The sequence below is a fragment of the Pseudomonas sp. FSO-7 genome (genome assembly GCF_059579345.1).
The window spans coordinates 2,894,540-2,912,601 of the sequence record NZ_CM184193.1 but is presented as its reverse complement, the minus strand read 5'-3'; the positions used below and the strand labels follow the sequence as shown (position 1 = coordinate 2,912,601).

Sequence of the window (18,062 nt, the reverse complement as noted above, 5' to 3'; positions counted from 1 at the left end):
AGGCTCCTGCGAAGGTCTGCGGCGGGCGAAAAACACGATTATGGGCGAAAGCGCGCCGTAGACAAAATCCTTTAAGCCTTCAACGCAACGGCTATGCTCGCAAGATGATCCTGTTCCCTGAATTGCTGGACTTGCCCCGTCGCCTGCGCCACCCCGAAGTGCGCGACCTCGCGTGGGCGATCATCGCCCCGCCGATGCTCATCGACACGCCCTGGCCCCAGCGCCATCCCCTGGCCGGCAGTGACTGGGTGCAAGAGCCTGGGCAACTGCAACACTGGTTGCGGCAACTGGACCGCGACAGCTACCCATTGCTGCATTGCCTGTCCCAAGGGCGAACGCGACGCCTGGGCCTGTATTACGAAAGGCTGTGGCAGTTTGCCGTGCAACACGCCCCGGGCATCGAATTGATCGCCGCGAACCTGCCGATCCGCCGCGAAGGCCATACCCTGGGCGAGCTGGACCTGTTGCTGCGCGATCGCGACGGCATCCACCACCTGGAACTGGCCATCAAGTTGTACCTCGGCCCCCAGCACGGAAACGGGTTGGACGCCGCGCAATGGCTGGGGCCGGGTTGCCATGACCGGCTCGACCGCAAGCTGGCGCATCTGCGCGAACACCAACTGCCGATCTCGGCCCGCCCGGAAAGCCGCGAGGCCCTGGCAGCCCTGGGGGTCGAGCCCTCGGGCCTCGAACTGTTTCGCTCCGAACTCTGGCTGGGCGGGTATTTGCTATACCCCTGGCCGGGCCAGGCCGAACCACCGGCCGGTGCCCACCCCAGGCATTTGCGCGGTCGCTGGCTGCATCAACGGGACTGGCTTGCGTTTATCGCCCAACGTCCGCCGGGCCGCTGGCAACCCCTGCCCCGCGCCGCCTGGCTGGCCCCGGCGCATTATCCAGCCGAGCAAACCTGGAGCACTGCGCAACTGGACGCCTGGCGAATGGCCCTGGACCCCATGGCGCCGGCGCAGTTGATGGTGCGCCTGAGCGAAAACGCCGAGGGCGAGTGGGAAGAAGCCGAGCGGGTGTTCCTGGTGGCGGATCTTTGGCCGAATGTGCCGGGCAATGGCTGAGCCTTGCGCTGCCTGCCAGAGCCTCATCGCGAGCAAGCTCGCTCCCACATTGGATTTGTGTTGCTGCAGGATTGGAAATCCACACAAACCCTTGTGGGAGCGAGCTTGCTCGCGATGAAGCCAACTCGGTCTAAAAGGACAACCGCACAGCCAGCGCCGCCAACGTCACCAGCAACACCGGCACCGTCAGCACGATCCCGACCTTGAAGTAATACCCCCAGCCGATCTGGATGTTCTTGCGCGCCAGCACATGCAGCCACAGCAAGGTCGCCAGGCTGCCGATCGGGGTGATTTTCGGGCCCAGGTCGCTGCCGATGACGTTGGCGTAGATCATCGCCTCCTTCACCACCCCGGTGGCCTGGCTGGCGTCGATGGACAAGGCGCCGATCAGCACCGTCGGCAAATTGTTCATGGCCGACGAGAGCAACGCCGTCAGCACACCGGTGCCCATGGCTGCGCCCCACACGCCATATTCGGCGAAACCGTCGAGCCAATGGGCCAGGTAGCCGGTCAGCCCGGCGTTGCGCAGGCCGTAGACCACCAGATACATGCCGAGGGAGAAGATCACGATCTGCCAGGGCGCTTCCTTCATCGCCTTGCGGGTGGAGATCTTGTGGCCGCGGGCGGCGACCGCCAGCAGCAACGCAGCACAGACCGCCGAGATCGCACTGATGGGAATCCCCAGCGGTTCCAGGGCAAAGCAGCCCAGCAGCAGGATCACCAGCACCGCCCAGCCGGCATAAAACGTTGCCTTGTCGTGGATCGCCGTCGCCGGGTCATCCAGTTGATCGGGGTCGTAGTCGCGCGGGATGTCGCGACGAAAGAACCACAGCAAGATCGCCAGGCTGGCCGCCACGCTGACCAGGTTCACCGGCACCATGACCGCCGCATAGCGGTTGAAACCAATGCCAAAGAAGTCCGCCGAGACGATGTTCACCAGGTTCGACACCACCAGCGGCAGGCTCGCGCTGTCGGCAATGAAGCCGGCGCCCATCACGAACGCGAGGGTCGCCGCCGGGGAAAACCGCAACGCCAGCAGCATCGAAATCACGATGGGCGTCAGGATCAACGCCGCCCCGTCATTGGCGAACAACGCCGACACCAGCGCCCCCAGCAGCACCATGAACGCAAACAGCTTGCGCCCGCTGCCCTTGCCCCAGCGGGCCACATGCAGGGCCGCCCAGGCGAAAAACCCCGCCTCGTCCAACAACAGGCTGATGATGATCAGCGCGACAAACGTGCCGGTAGCGTTCCAGATGATCTGCCAGACCAGCGCAATGTCACCGACCTGCACCACCCCGCTCAACAAGGCCAGCAGCGCGCCCAACGTCGCGCTCCAGCCAACGCCCAGCCCCTTGGGCTGCCAGATCACCAACGTAATGGTCAGCAGGAAAATCAACGACGCGATCAGCATGCGCAACAGCCTTGAAAGGAGGGTTGAAAGAGGAAGTCAGCAGCGATGTGCCAGCGGGCGATCAGCCATGGCGCTCAAATTGAAGGCATCGACGCGATTGTGGGATACGGACATGACGAAGGATGGCCTAGTGGTGCGAAGGGGCGAATATAGGGAAATTTCGAATATCCAGTAAAGCGCGGATTGAATGGCCGATGCAGATGCATGTGTGGCGAGGGGATTTATCCCCGCTGGGCTGTGAAGCACCCCAAACCCAACACCTTGGAGTGTCAGACAATTTGAATGGGGGCGCTTCGCGCCCCAGCGGGGATAAATCCCCTCACCACAACTGCTTGGCTTGAAGTTCCAGAGGGCCTTCAGGCCTTCTTGTGCTGCTCGACCCACTTGCCATAGGCGTCGATGAATATCTGCAGGAACGGCCGTACCGACTCCGACAGGTTGCCCGCCTCGTCAAACGCCGTCCCGGCGCCGCTCAGGTAGGCTTCCGGCTGCTGCATGCAGGGCACGTCAAGGAACACCAGCGACTGGCGCAAATGATGATTGGCGCCGAAACCACCAATGGCGCCCGGCGAAGCACTGATCACCGCGCCCGGTTTGCCGCTCAGGCAACTCTTGCCGTAGGGGCGCGACCCCACATCGATGGCATTTTTCAATGGCGCCGGCACCGAACGGTTGTACTCCGGTGTGACGAACAACAAGGCATCGGCCGCGGCCACCTGCTGACGGAAAGTGCTGTAGGCTGCCGGAGGGGAAACATCGATGTCTTCGTTGTAGAGCGGCAACTCGCCGATCTCAATGATATTCAGCTTGAGGTTGGCTGGCGCCAGGTCAGCCAGTGCCAGCGCGACCTTGCGGTTGATCGATGCCTTGCGCAGGCTGCCCACCAAAACGGCCACTGTGTAGACATTACTCATGAGAGGCTTCTCGACTGTCGGCTCAAAGGAGCCTGTAGTTATAGATGATCGGGGTGACAATTGGACCAGCGGAGCGACAAAAACCGGCCGGCTGGACTATTTTTTTCATGTAGGAAAACTTACCGCGCTTGACTAAGGTCTACAGAACCGCAAATCGAGTGATTTATTTCCAGAGGTTCTAAGCAATGGCAGCAGTACTTGTCGGACAATTTCATGCGCGGGACGCCGAAGGTCGCGTCTATTCGGTGCATGAGTTTCAGGAATCGACCCCGTCGCCCGACGGACACGGCAAGGAGCCTGTCACCACCTATAAGTTGGCGATCGGTGATCGCGTCAACAAGCTCGACGACGGCAAATTCGAGCTGGTGCAATCTAAAATCGAATTGACGCGCGAACCGGAGACGCCACTGCCAACTCAGACGCCCACTGAAACGCAAATAGCTTCATAACCGTTGGTTATGAGCAGAAGTCATGCCCGGACTTGGGTTAGGATTCAGCCACTCAATGGCTCACCCGCCGAACATGGACTTCTTGCATGCGTTTACGCCACATCGAAGTGATCCAGGCGCTTTTGCAGACCGGCCACCTCGGCACGGCGGCCGAATGGCTGCAATTGCCGGTGGCGGAGGTCGAGGCGATCCTGCGCGATGCCGAGGCCCAGTTGGGCTTCATGCTGTTTGCCAGCGTACGCGGGCGCTTGCAGGCCACCCGGGAAACCCTTGAATTGCGCGACGGCATCACGCGGGTGTACGACACCCTCGAACCGGTGCAGCGCCTGGCCAGCAGCCTGAAACATCATCAGGCAGCGCCCTTGCGCATTATCTGCACCCCGCCGCTGGCCCAACAGTTGCTGCCCCAGAGCATCGCCGCCTTGCGTCGTCGCCATCCGGAAGCGCCGTGCACCCTGCTCAGCCAACCGACCCGCGACATCGTCCACAGCCTGTTGTTGCGCGAAAGCGATCTGGGCCTGAGCCTGCACGACCCTGAACACCCCGACATTCATTGTCAGATGATCGCCCAGGGCAAGCTGCAATTGCTCGCGCCCCACGGCTGGCTGCAACCCCGGCAAAAGTACATTTCGTTGCAGGACCTGGCGGGCCAGCCGTTGGTGGGCCTGGATGGCCATGACCCGCTGAGCCCTGCGTTCGAGCATAAGCTGGCGGCGCTGCGTCCGGCGCCCATGATCCAGATCCGCGTCCAGACTCATCAGATGATGCGCGCCATGGTCGAGGCCGGCGAAGGCCTGGCCATCGTCGACCCGTTCACCGCCTCGGGCGCCAAGGACGGCGGCCTCGACGTCTGCCCGGTATCGCCCGCCATCGCGATTGGCCTCTATGCCTTGAGCCTCAACGGCGCGCCCTCTTCTCCCGCCCTTCAATCGCTGCTGGAACGGATTACGGAACAAGCCGAGGCGTTGCTGAGCCACTGATCGACATGCCCAGCGGGTCGTCGAACAGCCGGTACCAGAACAGCGCCACTTCGGCGGTATGCCGGTCAATGCCGCGATAGCGCAGGTGATCGATACCGCCGAGCACGTAACCGCAACGCTCATAGAGCCGGCAGGCGCCCAGATTGTTGTTCTGGGTCTCGAGCATGATACCCGGCAGTTTTTTCTTGCGGCTCCAGAACTGGGCGACATCGAGCAAAGCCTTGGCCACCCCGTGGCGACGGGCCGGGGCGTGTACCGCCAGCTCGTCGATATGGGCATAGCCGTTCCAGTTGGTACTGACCACCAGGTGCCCTACGGGCTGGTCATCGAGATAAGCCATGAAAATTTCGCTGTCCGGGGCATCGCGGAAGCTGCTGAACTCCTCGGGATCGATGCCATAGCACTTGCGATAGGGAACGATGGGCGTCACCGGCCACTGGCTGACGGGACGGCCGATCTGCGCCGTCGCGTAGTCGCTGACTTCAAAACTGAAATCGCTGCCCCAGATGTAGGCGGCAAAGCCATCATCGACGATGCGCACCGACAGTCCGGGGTGCTTGGGGTTCATGACCGGTCGCATACTGGGGAAGGTCCTCATTCCTTGAAGCAACCAACGGCGTGGTGCCATCCATTGCCCTTGTCTTTCAAATCATCACACATCAAGCGGGATCCGTAGCCTGCCCGTTACCTCAGGTTAGAAGGTCGTGGCGATTGTGGCGAGAAATGAACGATGGATGCAGTCGCTCACTCAAGACTGGCTGAGTCATTGTGGCGAGGGAGCTTGCTCCCGCTTGAGTGCGAAGCGCTCACAAAATGGGGCTGCTGGGCAGCCCAGCGGGAGCAAGCTCCCTCGCCACAGGTTTTTTCTTACCTTGAATGAACAACATGGCTCTCACAGGGTTTCATCAGTTCGCGGCAGCCTGCGCCTCGGCCAACTGTGTCCACAATGCCGGAGCACCCGCGGACTTGGCGATGGCTTCCAGACGCGCGGCATGCTCGGCCAGGTCGCTTTCGCTGGCGCGGATGATCCGCGATGGCTGGCGGTCGACGGGCAAACGGCGAATTTCCGTGGCCTGGTTACCGGAGCCTTCGCCGGTACCGTTGCCGTCCGAGGCGTTACCCGCCAGGGACAGGCTGGTCTGGCCGCCGGTCATGGTCAGGTAGACGTCGGCCAGGATCTCGGAGTCGAGCAAGGCGCCGTGCAGTTCACGGCCGGAGTTATCGACGCCGTAGCGCTTGCACAAGGCATCGAGGCTGTTGCGCTGACCCGGATGCCGTTCCCGGGCCATCATCAGGGTATCGAGGATGGTGCAATGCTGGGTGATATCGGCCCGGTCGTGCTGGCCCATCAACGCGAATTCGTTGTTGATGAACCCCACGTCGAACGCCGCGTTGTGGATGATCAACTGCGCGCCCTGGATGAATTCGAAGAACTCATCGGCCACTTCGGCAAAACGCGGCTTGCCCACCAGGAATTCGTTGGTAATACCGTGGACGCCGATAGCGCCCTCGTCACTTTCGCGGTCCGGTTGCAGGTAAACGTGGAAATGGCGACCGGTCAGGCGACGGCCGATCAGCTCGACACAACCGATTTCGATAATCCGGTGACCATCGGTCACCGGCATGCCGGTGGTTTCGGTATCCAGCACTACAGATCTGTTGGCCATCAGTGTTCAGCTCTCAACGGGCAGTCTTGCAAAAGCGCGGATCTTAACACGCTCTGCGGAGGATTAGCCGGAGACTGCTTTTGTGGCGAGGGAGCTTGCTCCCGCTCGGTTGCGCAGCGACCGCCCAAGGGGCCTGCTTCGCAGTCCAGCGGGAGCAAGCTCCCTCGCCACAGGTGTCATCCTGTCCAGCCCTCCCAACGAGTTGCGGATCAAGCCTGCTTGTAGCCCCGTACCTCATCCACCCCACGATTGGCCAACTGGTCGGCCCGTTCGTTGCCATGGTGGCCGATGTGGCCGCGCACCCATTTCCAGGTGACGTTGTGGCGATTGACCTGCTCATCCAGCAGTTTCCAGAGGTCGGCGTTTTTCACCGGCTCCTTCGCCGCCGTCTTCCAGCCACGCTTCTTCCAGTTGGCCATCCACTCGTTGATGCCTTTCATCACGTACTGCGAGTCGGTCACCAGCAGCACATCGCAAGGCCGCTTGAGCTCTTCCAGGCCACGGATGGCGCCCATCAGTTCCATGCGATTGTTGGTGGTATTGGCTTCGCCGCCCCAGAGTTCCTTCTCCACGCCCTTGCACACCAGCAACGCGCCCCAGCCGCCCGGGCCGGGATTGCCCTTGCAGGCGCCATCAGTGAAGAGTTCTACGCTATCGCTCATGCCAATCTATCCAGAAAAAATGCAAAGGCCCGCCCATCGGGCCCGACAACACCCGAAGCCCAATGCCGACAAGAACCCTCAGAAAAAGTTTACGGCTCGATGTGGCGACGATTGACCTTGGCCATGGGCAAGGGAATCAGCTTGCCCATCGGCTCGCGTCGCGCCTGACGCACCGGGCGCAGCCCGACCGCGATCTTGCGCGCCACCAGCAGGTAGAAACCACCGCCGGACAGCTGCCAGTCGCCGGCCTTGCGCTCCCAGCCGGCCAGGCGAGCCTGCCACTTGGGTGATGCAAGCGGCGGACGATAGCACCCGAAGCGGCGTTTCTCCAGCGCGAAGCCCAGCAGGTTGAGCCAGTCGCCGACCCTCGACGCCGAGATGCAGCGGGCCTGGCGCAAGGCGTCGTGGGCGAATACATGGCGCAACCCCCAGGTGCTCCAGGGGTTGATGCCAATGATCAACAAGTGCCCGCCGGGGCGCACGCTGCTGGCGGCTTCGCGCAACAAACCGTGGGGCGACAGGCAGAAATCCAGGCCATGCTGCATGACCACCACATCGGCGGCATGTTCGCTCAGCGGCCAGGCCTGCTCCTCGCAGACGATTTCCACCCCGGGCAACGGCGCCCCCAGGCGTACGTTGCGCTGGACCTGCGGCGCCGACGGCGGTGTTTGCGCCGAAGGCCCGTAGTGCACCAGATAACCGCCGAAGAACCGGCCCAACTCGTCTTCGAGCATGCGCCGTTCCTCTTCCAGCAAAAATTGCCCGACAGGGCCGGACAGCCATTCACGGGCGGCGCTGATCAACGCCAGCCAGTCAGGATCAGCCTGAGCGAACGCTTCATCGGTCATTGCATTCTCCAACGCGTCAGGAAGTTCTAAGATGCGCCTTTGTTTTCCGCTTGGCGAATTCCGCGATGATACAGATCAGTGCCCTGCCCGCGTTCACCGATAACTACATCTGGTTGTTACAGGATCACTCCACCCAGCGCTGCGCCGTGGTCGACCCGGGTGACGCCGCGCCGGTGCAGGCCTGGCTCGACGCCCATCCGGGCTGGGTCTTGAGTGACATCCTGATCACCCACCATCACCATGATCATGTCGGCGGCGTCCAGGCGCTCAAGAATGCGACGAACGCCACCGTTTACGGCCCGGCCAGCGAAAATATCCCGGCGCGGGACCAGGCCCTGAATGACAACGACCAGGTCAGCGTGCTCGGCTGGGACTTCGCTGTCTACGCCGTGCCGGGCCATACCCTGGGGCACATCGCCTACTACCACCATGGCCTGCTCTTTTGTGGCGACACCCTGTTCGCCGCCGGTTGCGGCCGGCTTTTCGAAGGCACGCCCGCGCAGATGCACCATTCCCTGGGTCGCCTCGCCGCGTTACCTGAAGATACGCTGGTCTACTGCACCCATGAATACACCCTGAGCAATTTGAAGTTCGCGGCCGCCGTGGAGCCAGGCAACCCGGATATCGCCGCCCGCCTGGAAAAAGTCAGCCGTCAACGCAGCGAAGGCATCATGACGCTACCTTCGACCCTGGCCCTGGAAAAACTCACCAATCCATTCCTGCGCACCGCTGAAACATCCGTTAAACAAAAAGCAGACGAACGGAACGGCCAGCGAAACCAGACGCCGAGTGAGGTTTTTGCGGCCTTGAGGGCTTGGAAAGATACGTTCTAAGGGAGCTATCGATTGATACAAAAATTCTGAAAGGTTGACCTGTTGGGGTGCGCTTCCTAGAATCGGCCGACATTTTTGCCCGGAACTTACTTCCAGCCAATGTCGTCATCTATACGCAGGTCCGTCCAGTCAGACACATTGACCCGCTTGGCTCAAGCCATCGCGGTGGCTGTGTCCGCCACCCTGGCGGGCTGCCAGAGCACGAGCCAGCTGCCGCAGACCGACGCGGCGCACACCCCGAATATCGCCGCTCGCGCCAAACAGAAGCCGGTATGGCTCACCGAGAAACCCAGCCCCCAAGTGCCCCAGGACATCTGGGAACGCATGCGCCAGGGCTTTCAGCTGCAGGAAACGGCCGGCGTCAACCCGCGTATCGAGCAACAGCGCCTGTGGTTCGCCAGCAACCCTTCCTTCCTGGAAAACGCCGGTGAGCGCGGCAGCCTGTACATCCATTACATCGTCGAACGCCTCGAAGAACGCAACATGCCGCTGGAGCTGGCGCTGCTGCCGGTGATCGAGAGTGCCTACAACCCCATGGCCTATTCCCGGGCCAATGCGGTGGGGTTGTGGCAATTCATCCCGTCCACGGGGCGTTACTTCAACCTGCGCCAGACCCGGTTCTATGACGGGCGACGCGATATCACCGCATCCACCACGGCCGCCATGGACTACCTGACGCGCCTGCATGACATGTTCAACGGCGACTGGTTGCTGGCACTGGCGGCCTACAACGCCGGTGAAGGCACGGTCAGCCGCGCCATTGAGCGCAACGAGAAGCTGGGCCTGCCCACCGACTACTGGAACCTGCCACTGCCCAGCGAGACCCAGGCCTATGTGCCGAAGTTGCTGGCCCTGTCCCAGGTGGTGCTCGCGCCCGACGCCTATGGCGTGAACCTCAATCCGATCGCCAACGAACCCTACTTCCAGGTCGTTGAGATCAACCAGCGCATGGACCTGTCCAAGGTCGCGGCGGTGGCCAACATCGACGAAGACGAGCTGTTCCAGCTCAATCCGGCCTTCAAGCAGCGCACCACCATCGACGGCCCCCAGCACCTGCTGGTGCCGACGTCCAAGGCCCAGTTACTGACCGCCAGCCTGTCGACCATGCGCCCGGAAGAGCTGATCAGCCAGCGCGCGCTCAAACCGGTCTTTGAAAACGTCGACGACAGCGAAGTGGAAGGTGCCAGGCGCACCTACCGCGTCAAGCGCGGCGACAACCTGGCCCAGATCGCCAAGGCCAACAACGTCCAGACCAAGGACCTGCAGCGCTGGAACAAACTCAGCGGCCACAAGCTCAAGGTCGGCCAGACCCTGGTGATGCAGGACGCCAAGCCCACGAAGAGCACCGGCAAGCGCATCAGCACCGTGGTGGCCGCCAACAGCAAGAACCAGCAGAAGCAGACCCAGTACAAGGTCAAGCAGGGCGATTCGTTGTACGTCGTCGCCAAGCGCTTCAATGTGGAAATGCAGCACCTCAAGCGCTGGAACCCGCGAATGGGCAAGGCACTCAAGCCTGGGCAGATGCTGACGGTCTATTCCCCGCACTAAGCCCCTCAATGGCTGAAGGGCTTTTTGTGGCGAGGGAGCTTGCTCCCGCTGGGCTGCGAAGCGGCCCCAAAAGCAACGACCAATCCACCTGTCACACCGAGGTGCCAGGTTCAGGGTTGCTTCGCAACCCAGCGGGAGCAAGCTCCCTCGCCACAAAAGCATTCTCGCTCCAGTTTCGAGTAATCTGAGACGCTTTGGCCCCCCGCCTTTTTCCTGCCGATACAAGCTGTTACTGTACAGGCCATAAAAGCCCAAGCCGCCTGGATCGGATCTCAGACTTGATACGTCCCCTCCTCCTGCTCCTGATCAGCCTGGCCTTGAGCTCTCCCGCCAGCGCAACCATCAGCGAAAGCCATGGCTATGCGCAGTTCGGCACGCTCAAGTACCCGGCCAGATTCACCCACTTCGACTGGGTCAACCCGCAAGCGCCCAAGGGCGGAGTCTTGCGGGTCATGGCATTCGGCACCTTCGATACGCTCAATCCCTACACGTTCAAGGGCAGCAGCCCGGTTTCCACGCCCAACTTCCTGCAATACGGCATCAATGAGCTGAACGAACCGCTGATGGTCGGAACCGGCCAGTACGCACCGTCCGGTGATGAGCCAACGTCGAGCTACGGCCTGATCGCCCAGTCGGTGGAATACAGCGAAGACCGCAGTTGGGTCGTCTTCAACCTGCGCCCCGAAGCGCGGTTCCACGATGGCGTGCCCATCACCGCCTATGACGTGGCGTTCTCCTACCGGACGCTGCTCAAGGATGGCCATCCGCAATACCGCACCAACCTGCAGGAAGTGCTGCGGGTCGACATTCTCAGCCCGCTGAAAATCCGCTTTGTCTTCAAGCGCGCGGGCAACCCCTTGCTGATCCTGCGCCTGGGTGAGCTGCCGGTGTTGCCCCAGCATTACTGGAAAGACCGCGACTTCAAGGCGACGACCTTCGAGCCGCCCCTGGGCAGCGGGCCGTATCGCATCACCAAAGTGCAGCCAGGCCGCCAACTGGTGTTCGACCGGGTCAAGGACTATTGGGGCAAGGACCTGCCGGTCAATCGCGGCAAGTACAACTACGACCGCATGGACGTAGAGTTCTACCGTGACAGCGAAGTCGCCTTCGAAGCCTTCAAGGCCGGCGAGTTCGACATCTACATCGAACACCAGGCCAAGAACTGGGCCAACGGCTATCAATTCCCGGCGGTCAACCGGGGCGATGTGATCAAGGCGCAGATACCCCACCAGATTCCGACCCAGACCCAGGGCCTGTTCATGAACACCCGGCGCGCCACGTTCGCCGAGGTCAAGGTGCGTGAAGCCCTGGGGCTGATGTTCGATTTCGAGTGGACCAACCGCACCCTGTTCAGCGGTGCCTACAAGCGCACCCTCAGCTATTACCCCAACAGCGAATTCTCCGCCACCGGCCTGCCGGTGGGCCACGAATGGCTGCTGCTCAAGCCGTACCGGGATCAATTGCCACCCAAACTGCTCACCGAACCCTTCAGCTTGCCCAAGACCGACGGGCGCGGTATTCCCCGGGAAACTCTGCGCAAGGCATTGGGACTCTTGAAAGAAGCCGGCTGGAACCTCAACGGCCAACGCCTGCTGAATGCCGACCACCAGCCCCTGAGCTTCGAAATCCTGCTGGTGAACCCGAACCTGGAGCGTATCCTGCAACCCTACGTCGAAAACCTCGCCAGCATTGGCGTCCAGGCCCGGCTGCGCACGGTGGACCGCGCCCAATACAAGCAGCGCCTGGACCAGTTCGACTTCGACATGATCCTGCTGACCCTGGGCCAGACCCTCAGCCCGGGCCTCGAGCAATGGCAGTACTTCCACTCCAGCCAGGTTGGGATCAAGGGCAGCAAGAACTACGCCGGGATCGCCAACCCGGTGGTCGACCATCTGCTGGAAAAACTGCTCGCCGCCCAGACCCGCGACGAACAGGTCGCCGCCGGCAAGGCCCTGGATCGCGTATTGCTGTGGCAGCATTACTGCATTCCCAACTGGTATCTCAATTATCATCGCCTGGCGTACCGCAACCGGTTCGCCTTCGTCACCACGCCGCCCTATACCCTGGGCCTGAGCGCCTGGTGGCTGAAATCTTCGGAGAAAGATCAATGAAGCCTCTACGTGCCCTGCTCCTGCAGGCCAGCAGCCTGTTATTCGCCGGGCTGGCCTGCGCCGCGCCGCAGCATGCCGTGACCTTGTACAACGAGCCGCCGAAATACCCGGCCAATTTCAAGCACTTCGACTATGTCAACCCGGACGCGCCCAAGGGCGGCATCTTCCGCCAGGGCGGCTTTGGGGGGTTTGACAGCCTCAACCCGTTCATCAGCAAAGGTGTGCCGGCCGATGACATCGGCCTGATCTACGACACCTTGGCCAAGCAGGGCCTGGACGAGCCCTTCACCGAATATGGCCTGATCGCCGAAAAAATCGAAAAAGCCCCGGACAATGGCTGGGTGCGCTTCTACCTGCGCCCCGAAGCCCGTTTCAACGATGGCCATCCGGTACGCGCCGAAGACGTGGTCTTCAGCTTCCAGACCCTGACCAAGGACGGCGCACCGATGTTCCGCGGCTATTACAACGACGTCGCCGACGTCATCGCCGAAGACCCGCTCAAAGTCCTGTTCAAGTTCAAGCACAACAACAATCGCGAGCTGCCGTTGATCCTCGGACAATTGCCGGTCTTGCCGAAACACTGGTGGGCCGAGCGCGACTTCAACAAGGGCAACCTGGAGATCCCCCTGGGCAGCGGCCCCTACAAGGTCGCCGAGGTGAAGGCGGGGCGCTCGATCCGCTACGAGCGGGTGAAGGACTACTGGGGCAAGGATTTGCCGGTCAATCGCGGTTTCTACAACTTCGACGTGCTGGTCACCGATTACTACCGCGACAACACCGTCGCGGTCGAGGCGTTGAAAGCCGGGCAGTTCGATTACTGGCTGGAAATGACCGCCAAGAACTGGGCCAACGCCTACAACATCCCGGCCGTGACCGAAGGCCGGCTGATCAAGGAACAGATCCCCAACGGCAACCCCACCGGCATGCAGGGTTTTGTCTACAACCTGCGCCGGCCGGTCTTTCAGGATGTTCGGGTGCGCAAGGCCTTGAGCCTGCTGTTGGATTTCGAGTGGACCAACAAGCAACTGTTCAACGGCGCCTACGCCCGTACCCGCAGCTATTTCGAGAATTCGGAAATGGCCGCCACCGGCCTGCCGGGCGAAGACGAACTGAAGATTCTCGAGCCCCTGAGTGGCAAGATTCCCGAGCAGGTCTTCAGCGAATCCTTCCAGCCGTCCATGTGCGACGGCAGCGGCATGATTCGCGACCAGCAGCGCAAGGCCTATCAACTGCTGCAAGAAGCCGGCTGGCGCATCGTCGACGACAAGATGGTCGACGCCCAAGGCAAACCGGTGGTGCTGGAGTTCCTGCTGGCCCAGACCGAGTTCGAGCGGATATTGCTGCCCTTCAAGCGCAACCTGAGCGACCTGGGCATCGACCTGGTGATCCGCCGGGTGGACGTGTCCCAGTACATCAACCGCGTGCGCTCCCGGGACTTCGACCTGGTGGTGGGCAGCTTCCCGCAATCCAGCTCGCCGGGTAACGAACAGCGCGAATTCTGGATGTCGGCCGCCGCCGACAAGCCCGGCAGCCGCAACACCATGGGCCTGAAGGACCCGGCCGTGGACCAACTGGTGGAGCAACTGATCAATGCCGATTCGCGCAAAAGCCTGGTGGCTCACGCCCGGGCATTGGACCGTGTCCTGCAATGGGGCTACTACGTGATTCCCAATTGGCACATCAAGACCTGGCGCGTGGCCTACTGGAACCACATCGGCCATCCGAAAATCACGCCGACCTATGACATCGGTACCACCACCTGGTGGGTCAAGCCGGAGGTCAAGCCGGCCGATGAAGTAGAGAAGCAGGTCATCGAGCAGCAAATCGCCGCCCCTGCGAGCGTGGAGTAACGAAATGCTGGCTTACATTTTTCGGCGACTGCTGCTGATCATCCCGACCCTGTTCGGCATTCTGTTGATCAACTTCGTCATCATCCAGGCCGCGCCCGGCGGGCCGGTGGAACAGATGATCGCCAAACTCGAAGGTTTCGAGGGCGCCACCAGCCGCATTGCCGGCGGCGGCGCCGAAGTGTCGGTGGCCGGTTCCTCCTACCGCGGCGCCCAGGGCCTGGACCCGGCGCTGGTCAAGGAAATCGAGCGCATGTACGGCTTCGACAAGTCGGCGCCCGAACGCCTGTGGATCATGATCAAGAACTACGCCCACCTGGACTTCGGCGACAGTTTCTTCCGCGATGCCAAGGTGATCGACCTGATCAAGGAAAAGATGCCGGTGTCCATCTCCCTCGGGCTGTGGAGCACGCTGATCATGTACCTGGTGTCGATCCCGCTGGGGATCGCCAAGGCCACCCGACACGGCAGCCATTTCGATGTGTGGACCAGTTCGGCGATCATCGTCGGCTACGCGATCCCGTCATTCCTGTTCGCCATCCTGCTGATCGTGGTGTTTGCCGGCGGCAGTTATTTCGACTGGTTCCCGTTGCGTGGGCTGACCTCCAACAACTTCGACGAATTGAGCATGGGCGGCAAGATCCTCGATTACTTCTGGCACCTGGCCTTGCCCGTGACCGCCCTGGTGATTGGCAACTTCGCCACCATGACCCTGCTGACCAAGAACAGCTTCCTCGACGAAATCAACAAGCAATACGTGGTCACCGCCAAGGCCAAGGGCCTGACCCGCCATCGGGTGCTCTACGGCCATGTCTTCCGCAACGCCATGCTGCTGGTGATCGCCGGGTTCCCATCAGCGTTCATCGGGATCTTCTTCACCGGCTCGCTGCTGGTGGAAGTGATCTTCTCCCTCGACGGCCTGGGCCTGATGAGTTTCGAGGCGGCCATCAACCGCGACTACCCGGTGGTGTTTGGTACCCTGTTCATCTTCACCTTGCTGGGGCTGGTGGTGAAACTGATCGGCGACTTGACCTACACCTTTGTCGATCCGCGCATCGACTTCGAAAGCCGGGAGCATTGAGATGAACCTGTCCCCTCTCAATCGCCGTCGTTTCGAACTGTTCAAGGCCAACAAGCGTGGCTGGTGGTCGCTGTGGCTGTTCCTGATCCTGTTCGGGCTGAGCCTGGGCGCCGAACTGATCGCCAACGACAAGCCGCTGGTGGTGCATTACGACGACGGCTGGTACTTCCCGGCCCTCAAGCGCTACCCGGAAACCACGTTCGGCGGCGAGTTTCCCCTGGAAGCCAACTACAAGAGCCCGTACATCCGTGAACTGCTGGCGGCCAAGGACGCCTGGGTGCTATGGGCACCGATTCCGTTCAGCTACCAGAGCATCAACTACGACCTGAAGGTCCCCGCCCCGGCACCGCCCTCTTCCGTCAATTGGCTGGGCACCGACGACCAGGGCCGCGATGTCCTCGCCCGGGTCATCTACGGCTTTCGCATCTCGGTGCTGTTCGCCCTGACGCTGACGCTGCTCAGCTCGATCATCGGCGTGATCGCCGGCGCCCTGCAGGGCTTCTATGGCGGCTGGGTGGACCTGGCCGGCCAACGCTTCCTGGAGATTTGGTCAGGGCTGCCGGTGCTGTACCTGCTGATCATCCTGGCCAGCTTCGTGCAGCCCAACTTCTGGTGGCTGCTGGGCATCATGCTGCTGTTTTCCTGGATGAGCCTGGTGGACGTGGTCCGCGCCGAGTTCCTGCGCGGGCGCAACCTGGAATACGTGCGCGCCGCGCGGGCGCTGGGCATGCAGAACGGCGCGATCATGTTCCGTCACATCCTGCCCAACGCCATGGTCTCGACCATGACCTTCATGCCGTTCATCCTCACTGGCGCCATCGGCACCCTCACCGCCCTGGATTTCCTCGGCTTTGGCCTGCCGCCGGGCGCGCCGTCCCTGGGCGAGCTGGTGGCCCAGGGCAAATCCAACCTCCAGGCGCCGTGGCTGGGCATCAGCGCGTTCGCCGTGCTGGCCCTGATGTTGAGCCTGTTGGTGTTCATCGGCGAGTCCGCTCGCGATGCCTTCGATCCGAGGAAGTGATATGAACCAGGACAATCTGATCGAAGTGCGCGACCTGGCGGTGGAGTTCATTGTCGGCGAACGTCGCCAGCGCGTGGTCGAGGGCGTCAGCTTCGACATCAAGCGCGGCGAAACCCTGGCCCTGGTGGGTGAAAGCGGCTCGGGCAAATCGGTCACCGCCCACTCGATCCTGCGCTTGCTGCCCTACCCGCTGGCCCATCACCCCACCGGGACCATCCAGTACGCCGGCCAGGATTTGCTGGGCTTGAAGGAAAAAACCATCCGCCATATCCGCGGCAACCGGATCGCGATGATCTTCCAGGAGCCGATGACCTCCCTCAACCCGCTGCACTGCATTGAAAAACAGATCAATGAAGTGCTCGGCATCCACAAGGGCCTGACCGGCAAGGTCGCAACCCGCCGGACCCTTGAATTGCTGGAGCTGGTCGGCATTCCCGAGCCCCACAAGCGTCTCAAGGCCCTGCCCCACGAGTTGTCCGGCGGCCAGCGCCAGCGGGTGATGATTGCCATGGCCCTGGCCAACGAGCCGGAACTGCTGATCGCCGACGAGCCGACCACCGCCCTGGACGTCACCGTCCAGTTGAAAATCCTCCAATTGCTCAAGGAATTGCAGGCGCGATTGGGCATGTCGTTGCTGCTGATCAGCCACGATTTGAACCTGGTGCGAAGAATTGCGCATCGCGTATGTGTCATGCAGCGCGGTTGCATCGTCGAACAGGCATCGTGCGAAGAGTTGTTCCGCGCGCCGCAGCATCCGTACACTCGGGAGCTGCTGGGCGCCGAACCCAGCGGCACCCCGGCGAACAATGTCGTCGGCCCGCCGCTGTTGCAGGTCGAAGACCTGAAAGTCTGGTTCCCGATCAAGAAAGGCCTGTTCAAACGCACGGTAGACTACATCAAGGCCGTAGACGGTATCCGCTTCAGCCTGCCCCAGGGCCAGACCCTTGGCATCGTCGGCGAAAGTGGTTCCGGCAAATCCACCCTGGGGCTGGCGATCCTGCGGTTGATCGGGAGTCAGGGCGGGATCCGCTTCGAAGGCAAACAGCTGGACAGCCTGACGCAGCAACAGGTCCGACCGCTGCGCCGGGAGATGCAAGTGGTGTTTCAGGACCCGTTCGGCAGCCTGAGCCCACGGATGTGTGTGAGCCAGATCGTCGGTGAAGGCCTGCGGATCCACAAGATCGGCACCGCGGCCGAACAGGAACAAGCGATAATCGCGGCATTGAAGGAGGTAGGCCTGGACCCGGAAACCCGGAACCGCTACCCCCATGAATTTTCCGGAGGGCAACGGCAGCGTATCGCCATTGCCCGGGCCCTGGTGCTCAAGCCGGCGTTGATTCTGCTGGATGAACCAACGTCGGCCCTGGACCGTACCGTGCAACGCCAAGTGGTGGAGCTGTTGCGGTCGTTGCAAACCAAGTACAACCTGACGTACCTGTTTATCAGCCATGACCTGGCTGTCGTCAAAGCGCTGAGCCACCAACTGATGGTGGTCAAGCATGGCCAAGTGGTCGAACAAGGTGATGCCCGCAGCATATTCGCCGCGCCGCAACACCCCTATACACAGCAGTTGCTGGAGGCCGCCTTCCTGGCCCCAACAACTGCCGAATAACCTGA

At 61.8% G+C, this 18,062-nt stretch carries 16 protein-coding genes; 10 read left to right on the top strand and 6 right to left on the bottom strand.

Annotated elements, in window-relative coordinates; translation table 11 throughout:
• Positions 1–104 precede the first annotated feature (104 nt).
• The gene (locus AC515T_RS12785) at positions 105–1,070 is read left to right on the top strand and encodes a DUF1853 family protein (protein ID WP_496532773.1); all 966 of its coding nucleotides are present in this window, start codon (positions 105–107) and stop codon (positions 1,068–1,070) included.
• Between the two features lie 130 nt (positions 1,071–1,200).
• Here the strand turns inward: AC515T_RS12785 and AC515T_RS12780 are convergent, their stop codons facing one another.
• Positions 1,201–2,484: an arsenic transporter gene (locus tag AC515T_RS12780; RefSeq protein WP_496532772.1), complete on the bottom strand. Its 1,284-nt coding sequence runs from the start codon at positions 2,482–2,484 to the stop codon at positions 1,201–1,203.
• A 356-nt stretch (positions 2,485–2,840) separates the two neighbouring features.
• A complete protein-coding gene (locus AC515T_RS12775) occupies positions 2,841–3,398 on the bottom strand; it encodes an NADPH-dependent FMN reductase (RefSeq protein WP_496532771.1) in 558 nt (185 codons plus the stop codon).
• Between the two features lie 185 nt (positions 3,399–3,583).
• On the opposite strand from AC515T_RS12775, the gene AC515T_RS12770 reads away from it, so the two are divergent.
• Together AC515T_RS12770 and AC515T_RS12765 are read left to right on the top strand one after the other, a co-directional pair.
• Positions 3,584–3,847 (top strand): hypothetical protein, encoded by a 264-nt coding sequence (locus AC515T_RS12770; protein WP_496532770.1) that lies wholly within the window; start codon positions 3,584–3,586, stop codon positions 3,845–3,847.
• 86 nt (positions 3,848–3,933) lie between these two features.
• Entirely contained in the window at positions 3,934–4,827 is an 894-nt protein-coding gene (locus AC515T_RS12765; protein WP_496532769.1) for a LysR family transcriptional regulator, read from the top strand.
• On the opposite strand, the gene AC515T_RS12760 is transcribed toward AC515T_RS12765, so the two are convergent.
• From AC515T_RS12760 to AC515T_RS12745, 4 genes are all read right to left on the bottom strand, one after another.
• A complete protein-coding gene (locus tag AC515T_RS12760) occupies positions 4,793–5,407 on the bottom strand; it encodes a GNAT family N-acetyltransferase (protein ID WP_496532768.1) in 615 nt (204 codons plus the stop codon). The genes AC515T_RS12765 and AC515T_RS12760 overlap by 35 nt on opposite strands.
• Before the next feature lie 325 nt (positions 5,408–5,732).
• Positions 5,733–6,494, bottom strand: coding sequence for a DNA polymerase III subunit epsilon (gene dnaQ, locus AC515T_RS12755; RefSeq protein ID WP_496532767.1), 762 nt, complete (start codon positions 6,492–6,494; stop codon positions 5,733–5,735).
• Between the two features lie 209 nt (positions 6,495–6,703).
• Positions 6,704–7,156 (bottom strand): ribonuclease HI, encoded by a 453-nt coding sequence (rnhA, locus tag AC515T_RS12750; RefSeq protein WP_030142629.1) that lies wholly within the window; start codon positions 7,154–7,156, stop codon positions 6,704–6,706.
• An 89-nt stretch (positions 7,157–7,245) separates the two neighbouring features.
• Positions 7,246–8,004: a class I SAM-dependent methyltransferase gene (locus AC515T_RS12745; RefSeq protein ID WP_053119806.1), complete on the bottom strand. Its 759-nt coding sequence runs from the start codon at positions 8,002–8,004 to the stop codon at positions 7,246–7,248.
• Between the two features lie 65 nt (positions 8,005–8,069).
• Here AC515T_RS12745 and gloB point away from each other — a divergent pair, with 65 nt between their 5' ends.
• From gloB to AC515T_RS12710, 7 genes are all read left to right on the top strand, one after another.
• Entirely contained in the window at positions 8,070–8,837 is a 768-nt protein-coding gene (gene gloB, locus AC515T_RS12740) for a hydroxyacylglutathione hydrolase (protein ID WP_496532766.1), read from the top strand.
• Between the two features lie 99 nt (positions 8,838–8,936).
• On the top strand, positions 8,937–10,385 hold the full coding sequence (locus AC515T_RS12735) for a transglycosylase SLT domain-containing protein (RefSeq protein WP_496532765.1): 1,449 nt from the start codon (positions 8,937–8,939) through the stop codon (positions 10,383–10,385).
• 278 nt (positions 10,386–10,663) lie between these two features.
• The gene (locus AC515T_RS12730) at positions 10,664–12,496 is read left to right on the top strand and encodes an extracellular solute-binding protein (RefSeq protein ID WP_496532764.1); all 1,833 of its coding nucleotides are present in this window, start codon (positions 10,664–10,666) and stop codon (positions 12,494–12,496) included.
• Complete coding sequence (locus tag AC515T_RS12725) at positions 12,493–14,346, top strand: extracellular solute-binding protein (RefSeq protein ID WP_496532763.1); 1,854 nt, start codon at positions 12,493–12,495, stop codon at positions 14,344–14,346. The genes AC515T_RS12730 and AC515T_RS12725 overlap by 4 nt, the downstream gene beginning before the upstream one ends.
• A 4-nt stretch (positions 14,347–14,350) precedes the next feature.
• Positions 14,351–15,424, top strand: a complete 1,074-nt coding sequence (locus tag AC515T_RS12720; protein ID WP_063320733.1) for a microcin C ABC transporter permease YejB — start codon at positions 14,351–14,353, stop codon at positions 15,422–15,424.
• Between the two features lies 1 nt (position 15,425).
• A complete protein-coding gene (locus tag AC515T_RS12715; protein WP_109756031.1) occupies positions 15,426–16,445 on the top strand; it encodes an ABC transporter permease in 1,020 nt (339 codons plus the stop codon).
• A gap of 1 nt (position 16,446) precedes the next feature.
• Positions 16,447–18,057 carry an ABC transporter ATP-binding protein gene (locus tag AC515T_RS12710; protein ID WP_496532762.1) on the top strand — a complete coding sequence of 537 codons (1,611 nt, stop codon included), beginning with the start codon at positions 16,447–16,449 and terminating at the stop codon, positions 18,055–18,057.
• Positions 18,058–18,062 lie beyond the last annotated feature (5 nt).

What these genes read in the sequence shown, in the direction of transcription:
- AC515T_RS12780 (WP_496532772.1), bottom strand. Translation starts at nt 2,484, where the DNA reads ATGCTGATCGCGTCGTTGATTTTCCTGCTGACCATTACGTTGGTGATC.
- AC515T_RS12715 (WP_109756031.1), top strand. Translation starts at nt 15,426, where the DNA reads ATGAACCTGTCCCCTCTCAATCGCCGTCGTTTCGAACTGTTCAAGGCC.
- AC515T_RS12760 (WP_496532768.1), bottom strand. Translation starts at nt 5,407, where the DNA reads ATGCGACCGGTCATGAACCCCAAGCACCCCGGACTGTCGGTGCGCATC.
- AC515T_RS12725 (WP_496532763.1), top strand. Translation starts at nt 12,493, where the DNA reads ATGAAGCCTCTACGTGCCCTGCTCCTGCAGGCCAGCAGCCTGTTATTC.
- AC515T_RS12785 (WP_496532773.1), top strand. Translation starts at nt 105, where the DNA reads ATGATCCTGTTCCCTGAATTGCTGGACTTGCCCCGTCGCCTGCGCCAC.
- AC515T_RS12710 (WP_496532762.1), top strand. Translation starts at nt 16,447, where the DNA reads ATGAACCAGGACAATCTGATCGAAGTGCGCGACCTGGCGGTGGAGTTC.
- AC515T_RS12720 (WP_063320733.1), top strand. Translation starts at nt 14,351, where the DNA reads ATGCTGGCTTACATTTTTCGGCGACTGCTGCTGATCATCCCGACCCTG.
- rnhA (WP_030142629.1), bottom strand. Translation starts at nt 7,156, where the DNA reads ATGAGCGATAGCGTAGAACTCTTCACTGATGGCGCCTGCAAGGGCAAT.
- dnaQ (WP_496532767.1), bottom strand. Translation starts at nt 6,494, where the DNA reads ATGGCCAACAGATCTGTAGTGCTGGATACCGAAACCACCGGCATGCCG.
- AC515T_RS12765 (WP_496532769.1), top strand. Translation starts at nt 3,934, where the DNA reads ATGCGTTTACGCCACATCGAAGTGATCCAGGCGCTTTTGCAGACCGGC.
- AC515T_RS12745 (WP_053119806.1), bottom strand. Translation starts at nt 8,004, where the DNA reads ATGACCGATGAAGCGTTCGCTCAGGCTGATCCTGACTGGCTGGCGTTG.
- AC515T_RS12735 (WP_496532765.1), top strand. Translation starts at nt 8,937, where the DNA reads ATGTCGTCATCTATACGCAGGTCCGTCCAGTCAGACACATTGACCCGC.
- AC515T_RS12775 (WP_496532771.1), bottom strand. Translation starts at nt 3,398, where the DNA reads ATGAGTAATGTCTACACAGTGGCCGTTTTGGTGGGCAGCCTGCGCAAG.
- AC515T_RS12770 (WP_496532770.1), top strand. Translation starts at nt 3,584, where the DNA reads ATGGCAGCAGTACTTGTCGGACAATTTCATGCGCGGGACGCCGAAGGT.
- gloB (WP_496532766.1), top strand. Translation starts at nt 8,070, where the DNA reads ATGATACAGATCAGTGCCCTGCCCGCGTTCACCGATAACTACATCTGG.